This window comes from Mameliella sp. AT18 (genome assembly GCF_028807275.1).
GTDB classification, from domain to species: domain Bacteria; phylum Pseudomonadota; class Alphaproteobacteria; order Rhodobacterales; family Rhodobacteraceae; genus Antarctobacter; species Antarctobacter albus.
The window spans coordinates 34,865-41,680 of the sequence record NZ_JARAMO010000041.1 but is presented as its reverse complement, the minus strand read 5'-3'; the positions used below and the strand labels follow the sequence as shown (position 1 = coordinate 41,680).

General features: G+C 66.4%; 6 protein-coding genes. 5 read left to right on the top strand and 1 reads right to left on the bottom strand.

Features of this window, described 5'->3' with window-relative positions:
- Positions 1 to 63 precede the first annotated feature (63 nt).
- From PVW46_RS05625 to PVW46_RS05615, 3 genes are read left to right on the top strand one after another with little or no spacing between them, the layout of a single operon-like run.
- Positions 64 to 1,299 carry a mandelate racemase/muconate lactonizing enzyme family protein gene (locus tag PVW46_RS05625; protein WP_069208749.1) on the top strand — a complete coding sequence of 412 codons (1,236 nt, stop codon included), beginning with the start codon at positions 64 to 66 and terminating at the stop codon, positions 1,297 to 1,299.
- A gap of 57 nt (positions 1,300 to 1,356) precedes the next feature.
- On the top strand, positions 1,357 to 1,692 hold the full coding sequence (locus tag PVW46_RS05620) for an ArsR/SmtB family transcription factor (protein WP_043141849.1): 336 nt from the start codon (positions 1,357 to 1,359) through the stop codon (positions 1,690 to 1,692).
- The gene (locus PVW46_RS05615) at positions 1,679 to 3,109 is read left to right on the top strand and encodes an amidase (RefSeq protein ID WP_069208748.1); all 1,431 of its coding nucleotides are present in this window, start codon (positions 1,679 to 1,681) and stop codon (positions 3,107 to 3,109) included. The genes PVW46_RS05620 and PVW46_RS05615 overlap by 14 nt, the downstream gene beginning before the upstream one ends.
- Positions 3,110 to 3,112: 3 nt before the next feature.
- On the opposite strand, the gene PVW46_RS05610 is transcribed toward PVW46_RS05615, so the two are convergent.
- Entirely contained in the window at positions 3,113 to 5,014 is a 1,902-nt protein-coding gene (locus PVW46_RS05610; protein WP_069208747.1) for an acyl-CoA synthetase, read from the bottom strand.
- Between the two features lie 210 nt (positions 5,015 to 5,224).
- Here PVW46_RS05610 and PVW46_RS05605 point away from each other — a divergent pair, with 210 nt between their 5' ends.
- Positions 5,225 to 5,527, top strand: a complete 303-nt coding sequence (locus PVW46_RS05605) for a DnaJ family domain-containing protein (RefSeq protein ID WP_043141844.1) — start codon at positions 5,225 to 5,227, stop codon at positions 5,525 to 5,527.
- 93 nt (positions 5,528 to 5,620) lie between these two features.
- Positions 5,621 to 6,814: a class I SAM-dependent methyltransferase gene (locus PVW46_RS05600; RefSeq protein WP_069208746.1), complete on the top strand. Its 1,194-nt coding sequence runs from the start codon at positions 5,621 to 5,623 to the stop codon at positions 6,812 to 6,814.
- Positions 6,815 to 6,816: the final 2 nt, after the last annotated feature.

Sequence of the window (6,816 nt, the reverse complement as noted above, 5' to 3'; positions counted from 1 at the left end):
GGGAGTCGACCAAAGGGAGACGGGGGCAGAGCCCCCATCCCCCGCAAGCCACAGGAACAGGCCATGAAACTCCAGGACCTCGACGTGATCGTCACCGCGCCGCCCGCACCGGGCTGGGGCGGGCGCTACTGGATCCTCGTCAAGCTGACCACCGATGACGGCATCACCGGCTGGGGCGAATGCTATGCCGCCTCGGTCGGGCCGGAGGCGATGCGCGCCGTCATCGAAGATGTCTTTGCCCGCTATTTCCAGGGCGAAAACCCCGAGAACATCGAACGCATGTTCCGACGCACCTATTCCTCTGGCTTTACCCAGCGCCCGGACCTGACGGTCATGGGGGCCTTTTCCAGCCTGGAAATCGCCTGCTGGGACATCCTGGGCAAGGCGCGCAACCGCCCGGTCTGGGCGTTGATCGGCGGCATGATGAACGAACGGGTGCGCGCCTATACCTATCTCTACCCGCTTCCGCAGCACCGGATGGACGACTTCTGGACCTCGCCCGAACTGGCGGCTGAATCGGCCATCGACTGTGTCGAGCGCGGCTATACGGCGGTGAAATTCGATCCTGCCGGCCCCTACACGATGCGTGGCGGACACCAGCCGGGCATGCGCGACATCGCCATGTCCGTCGCCTTCTGCAAGGCCATCCGCGAGGCGGTGGGCGACCGGGCCGACCTGCTGTTCGGCACCCACGGACAGTTCACCACCGCAGGCGCCATCCGCCTGGGACAGGCGATCGAACCCTACCTGCCGCTCTGGTTCGAGGAACCGGTGCCGCCGGACAACCAGCTTGAATTCGCCGAGGTGGCCCGCGCGGTGCGCGTACCCGTCGCCACCGGCGAACGCCTGACCACCCGCGCCGAATTCGCCACGCTTCTGCGCAGCGGCGGGGCAAAGATCCTGCAACCGGCGCTGGGTCGGGCAGGCGGCATCTGGGAGATGCGCAAGCTGGCCGCGATGGCCGAGAGTTTCAACGCGGAAATGGCGCCGCATCTCTATGCCGGTCCGATCGAATGGGCGGCCAACATCCAGCTTGCGGTCTCGATCCCCAACCTGTTGCTTGCCGAAACGATCGAGACGCCTTTCCACGCGGCGCTCATCAAGAACACGATATCGCTTGACAACGGTTTCATCCCCGCGCCCACCGCCCCCGGTCTGGGCATCGAAGTGGACGAGGATCTGGCCCGCGCGCACCCCTACACCGGGGGCGATCTGCACCTGCAGATGCAGGACGCGCCCTGCGATTACTCCCTTGGCAACGCCTTCCAGGGTGGCGCGCCGCCCCTGACCGAATCATGATCTGGTCTTTCCCGAACGGAGGGCTATATTAACTCAACTGATCAAGACGCGAGTCACATGGAAGACCAGACAAAACTGCCGCCTCCGCCGGAGGAAATGCAAACCAACGCGCAGCACGCCGCGGCCTTTCTCAAGACGCTGGCGCATGAGGGGCGGCTGATGATCCTCTGTCACCTCGGGTCGAGCGAGAAATCCGTGGGTGAGCTGGAAGAGCTGCTGGGCATCCGGCAGGCAGCGGTCAGCCAGATGCTGGCGCGGCTGCGCGAGGAAGATCTGGTGAAGACCCGGCGTGACGGCAAGACGATCTACTACAGCCTTGCCAACGAAAACACGAGCCGGGTGATCGGGCTACTCTACGACATATTCTGCGCACAGCCCGATGGCGGCTGCTGATCCCGGCTTTTCCGGCCCCGACCTCTGCCGTCTGACCGCCTGCGAAGCGGTCGACCTGCTGAAACGCGGCAAGGTCAGCCCGGGCGAGCTGCTGGATGCCAGCCTGGCCCGGATCGAACAGACTTCCCCGGTCATCAATGCCCTGGTGACACCCTGCCCCGACCGCGCCCGCGACGCCGTGGGCAAGGCCTCGACGACCAGCCTGCTGGCTGGCCTGCCCATCGGAATCAAGGATCTGACACCGGTCGCCGAGGTGCGCACCACCTATGGCACGCCCGGCCTTGCGGATTTCGTGCCCGACGTCTCGGACCCGATGGTCACGCGGTTGGAATCCCGCGGCGCCGTTGTGGTCGGCAAGACGAACACGCCCGAGATGGGCGCCGGTGCCAATACCTTCAACCCGGTCTTCGGCGCCACCCGGAACCCCTGGAACACGACGATGAACGCAGGCGGCTCCTCGGGCGGGGCCGCCGCCGGACTGGCGGCTGGCGAGGTCTGGCTCAGCCAGGGGTCCGACCTGGGCGGCAGCCTGCGCACACCCGCCAGCTTTTGCGGTGTCGTCGGCCTGCGCCCCTCCCCCGGCATCGTCGCCAGCCCGGGCGGCGACGGGTTCAACCCTTTCGGCGTCGAGGGGCCGATGGCCCGCACGGTCGAGGATTGCGCGCTGTTCCTTGATGCCATGAGCGGCTTTGACCCGGTTTCGCCAATTTCCTTCCCGCCCGCCGCCGGGGGCTACCTGGACAGCTGCCGCCGCGATCCCAGCCCGGTCCGCATCGGCTTTGCGCCCGATCTTGGCGGACTGGCCCCGGTCGAACCGGAGATGGCGCAGATCCTTTCCGCCGCGCTTGCCAGGGTGCAGGCGCCCGATGTCGATGTCGTGGAGGACACGCCCGACCTGCCGGGGATCGACAGCACCTTCCGCACCTTTCGCGCGCTTGGCATGTGGACCGGCTTTCGCGCCACGCCCGAGGCGATCACCTCGCGCTATAAACCCACCCTGCAGGCGAACATCGCCCAGGGCGGCAAGCTGACGGTGGATCAGATCGCAGATGCCAACCTTGCCCGCGCGCGCCTGTACGAGACGATGCGCCAGTACCTGGAACGGGTCGACGTTCTGGCCTGCCCGGTGACCGGCATAGGGCCGCTTCCGGTCGAGATCGAGTATCCGCCAGAGATCGCAGGCATCGCCAGCACCGATTACCTCGACTGGCTGCGTTTTGCCTTCCTCGCCACGCTTTGCGGGTTGCCCGCGCTGTCGCTGCCCGTGGGCCGCGATGCGCGCGGGTTGCCGGTGGGCCTGCAACTGATCGGCCCGCCCCGGGGCGAGGCGCGGCTTTTGCAGATCGCCCGGCGGCTAGAGCAGGCCACCGGGGTCAGCCGCACGCCGATCGACCCCGTCGTGACCCACACCGCCTGACGGTCAGACAGCGGCTGCCGTGCCCTGTCCGGCCTTTTCCCAGGGCCGGGTGAACCCGCCCAGAACCTCGCCGATCTGCGCCTCGTCGGCGCCATTGGGGTCGACCTGCGCCACCAGACCGCGGCTCTTGTCGTCGATCACCGAGACGACGCGCGCAGCACAGCCCGCCTCTTCCAGCGCGCCGTTGTAGACCCGCGTGATCGCGTGTTTGCGCAGGTCGGGTTTGAACACCTTGCCCACGGCGGTCTTGGGCAGTTCCGGCAGGATCGTCATGTGCTTGGGATGGGCGGCGCGTTCATGCACATGCACCCGCGCGTGTTCCAGCAATTCCGCCTCCGTCACCTTGGCCCCGTCCACCAGTTCGACAAAGGCACAGGGCAGCTCGCCGGAATGCGAGTCCGGCTGGCCGATGGCGCCCGCAAAGGCCACCGCCGGATGCGCCAGCAGCGCCTCTTCGATCTCGGCCGGGTCGATGTTGTGGCCGCCGCGAATGATCAGGTCCTTGGCCCGCCCGGTGATCCACAGGTAGCCATCGGCATCCATGCGGCCCAGGTCGCCGGTGCGCAGATGGGTGCCATAATGGAACAGGTCGACGTTCTTGGGCTCTTCGGTATAGGTCTTGCCGGCGTAGACGCCGGGGTTGGACACGCAGATCTCTCCGATCTCGTCGACGCCGCATTCCACCGGTTCGCCATGCGCCACCTTGATGATCCGCACATCCGTATAGGGAAAGGGAATCCCGACCGATCCCACCTTCTTGGCCCCGTCGGGCGGGTTCACCGCCACGAGGCAGGTGGCCTCGGTCAGGCCGTACCCCTCGCAGACCGTGACGCCACAGGCGCTTTCGAACCGCTTGAACAGCTCCATCGGCATCGGGGCAGACCCGGAAAAGGCGGTCTTGATGCTGGTGATGTCGGCATCCACCTTGCGCTGCATCAGCGCCGAAACGGCGGTGGGCACTGTGATGACAAAGGTCGTCTTCCAGCGCTCGCAGAGCTTCCAGAAATTGTCCATCACGCCGTCGCCGCGATAGCCCGCAGGCGTCGGGAACACCACATGCGCGCCGGAAAAGACCATCGCCATCAGGATCACGTGGCAGGCAAAGACGTGGAACAGGGGCAGCGGGCACATCACGCTGTCTTCCTCGGTGAACAGCAGCCTGTCCCCCAGCCAGCCGTTGTACAGCATCCCCTCGTAGGTGTGCTGCGCCACCTTGGGCATGCCCGTGGTGCCGCCGGTATGGAAATAGGCCGCGACCCGGTCACCCGCGCTGTCGGCAAAGTTCAGCGTCCTGGGCTGCTTGGCCATTTCCTTGCGGAAATCCTTGACGTCGGCGTGATGATTGCCCGGGTTCTTGGGCCGCACCAGCGGGACGATCCAGCTTTTGGGCGGGGTCAGGTAGCGGTTCAAATCGACCTCAAGCACCGTGTGCACATGCGGCGCGTTGCGCACGGCCTCGGCCATCTTCTGGGCGATGTCGGTCTTTGGAAAGGCCTTGAGCGTGACCACCACCTTGGCATCGGTTTCCCGCAGGATGGCGGCGATCTGTTCAGCCTCCAGCAGCGGATTGATCGGGTTCACAATCCCCGCAACGGCGCCACCCAGCAGGGTCGAGATGGTCTCGTTGCAGTTCGGCAGCACGTAGGCGACCACATCGTTTTCGCCCACGCCCAAGCTGCGGAAGAGGTTGGCGGCCTGGGCCGTCTGGTCGCGCAGCTGCGACCAACTCAGCGTTTCCGCCTTGTCCTGCGGGCCGGACAGCAGCTGGTAGCTGACCGCGGGCCGCGACGGGAAACGGTCGGCCGTGCGCGACAGCTGCCCCCAGAGCGTCGGCGGAATATCCCGGTCCGCCCAGGGCATCTCCGCCTCGATTGCGTTGCGATCCTCCACGCCCGCATAGGTCATCTCCGCCACTCCTCCCCAAAGCGTTTTCGTTGCCGCACAGTGTGTGAGGCTTTCACGCCCCGCGCAAGAGTCACCGACGCAGCGGCAGTTCCTCGATGACGCCGCGTTCCGGGACAATGGTTAACGGATGGTTAGAATTGCCGCGATAATCCGGCGCCCTGCCGGCCCCTGCCACTTTGCCGGACCTCCGTTTGGGGGTATCATCCTCACATGGACCACCCGCTGATCGACCTCATCAATTCCCGCATCGCCGCGGCGGAACGCGACGGCGCGTTTGACAACCTCGAAGGCGCGGGGCGCCCTCTGCCCCGCTGCGACGATCCCGACGGCGCGGTGATGACCCGTATCCTCAAGGAAAACGGCGCGGTGCCGGAGGCGGTCTCGCTGACCCGCGACCTGGCCCAGCTGCGCGAGACATTGCGCGACACCGCCGACCGTGACGCGCGGGCCCTGCTGATCCGCGAAATCGCGCTGCTGGAAACCCGGCTGGAAATCGCCCGGCGGCGCGGCTGAGGCAGGTTCCGCCGCTATACGCCCCGGCATATCCGGGCTTGTTCCCCGCGCGCCTTTTGGGCAAACCCTTGTCCCGAGGTCACGGAGGCGCGCATGGTATCGGTCAAGGAACAGTACGAAAGCTATCCCTACCCGGAAAGGCGCCCGGAGGATGAAAAAAAGCGGCTGATCACCGGTTCACCCTCGCACCCGCTTGAAATCGACCACTATCTTTTCGGCGGCCAGCGGGACTGGTCGCAGCCTCTTCGCGTGCTGGTGGCCGGGGGCGGCACCGGCGATGCGCTGATCCAGATCGCCCAGATGATGACCAGCGCCCGCGCGCCCTACGAGATCACCTATGTCGACCTTTCCACAGCATCGCGCGAGATCGCCGAGGCACGGGCCAAGGCGCGCGGACTGACCGGCATCACCTTCGTCACCGACAGCCTGCTGGACGCGGCCGAGCTGGGCCAGTTCGACTACATCGACTGCTGCGGCGTGCTGCACCACCTGCCTGACCCCGACGCAGGTTTTGCCGCGTTGCGGGCTGCCGTGGCGCCGGGGGGCGGGATGGGGTTCATGGTCTATGCCCCCTATGGCCGCTCAGGCATCTACCAGCTGCAAGAGGCCTTTGGCGCGCTTTTCGACGGCATGGCCCCGCAGGCACGTCTGGCAAAGGCGAAAAAGATCGTGGCCGGGCTGCACAAGGGGCACCCCTTTGCCGCCAACAACAACGTCACCGACCACGAACAAAGCGACGCGGGCTTTTACGACCTGCTGCTACACGGGCAGGACACGCCTTTCGACGTTCCCCGCCTGATGCGGACCCTGGACACCACCGGCTGGAAACTGCAGGCGCTGCTGCAACCCGGGCTGTATGACCTGGCCCGCATCACCGAGCGCCCCAAGGGCATGGACGACGCGACCGCGATGGCCCTGGCCGAGAAACTGCGCGGCACCATGAAGAAACACCTGGGCTACCTCGTTCCCGCGGATGAGGACCGCCCCATCGCCCGCGGCTCACGCCAGAGCCTGATCCCCCGTTCCCCCACCAGCGACATGCGCCGCCCGGCGCAGGCGATTGCCCAGGGCCGCCCGCTGCCGATCACGCTGAAGGAGGCGGACGTGCAGATCCGCCTGCCCCGTGAATGCGCGCCGCTCATGGCCGCCATCGACAACCGCCGCAGCATCGCCCAGATCCAGCAGGTTTCAAAGCTCGACCCGCTGCGCTTTGCCGACCTCTGGGGCCGGCTGGAACGAGAGCTGACCGCCTGGGGACTGCTGCATTATTCGCGCTTCGGGCTCTAGGC

What these genes read in the sequence shown, in the direction of transcription:
- PVW46_RS05625 (WP_069208749.1), top strand. Translation starts at nt 64, where the DNA reads ATGAAACTCCAGGACCTCGACGTGATCGTCACCGCGCCGCCCGCACCG.
- PVW46_RS05620 (WP_043141849.1), top strand. Translation starts at nt 1,357, where the DNA reads ATGGAAGACCAGACAAAACTGCCGCCTCCGCCGGAGGAAATGCAAACC.
- PVW46_RS05615 (WP_069208748.1), top strand. Translation starts at nt 1,679, where the DNA reads ATGGCGGCTGCTGATCCCGGCTTTTCCGGCCCCGACCTCTGCCGTCTG.
- PVW46_RS05610 (WP_069208747.1), bottom strand. Translation starts at nt 5,014, where the DNA reads ATGACCTATGCGGGCGTGGAGGATCGCAACGCAATCGAGGCGGAGATG.
- PVW46_RS05605 (WP_043141844.1), top strand. Translation starts at nt 5,225, where the DNA reads ATGGACCACCCGCTGATCGACCTCATCAATTCCCGCATCGCCGCGGCG.
- PVW46_RS05600 (WP_069208746.1), top strand. Translation starts at nt 5,621, where the DNA reads ATGGTATCGGTCAAGGAACAGTACGAAAGCTATCCCTACCCGGAAAGG.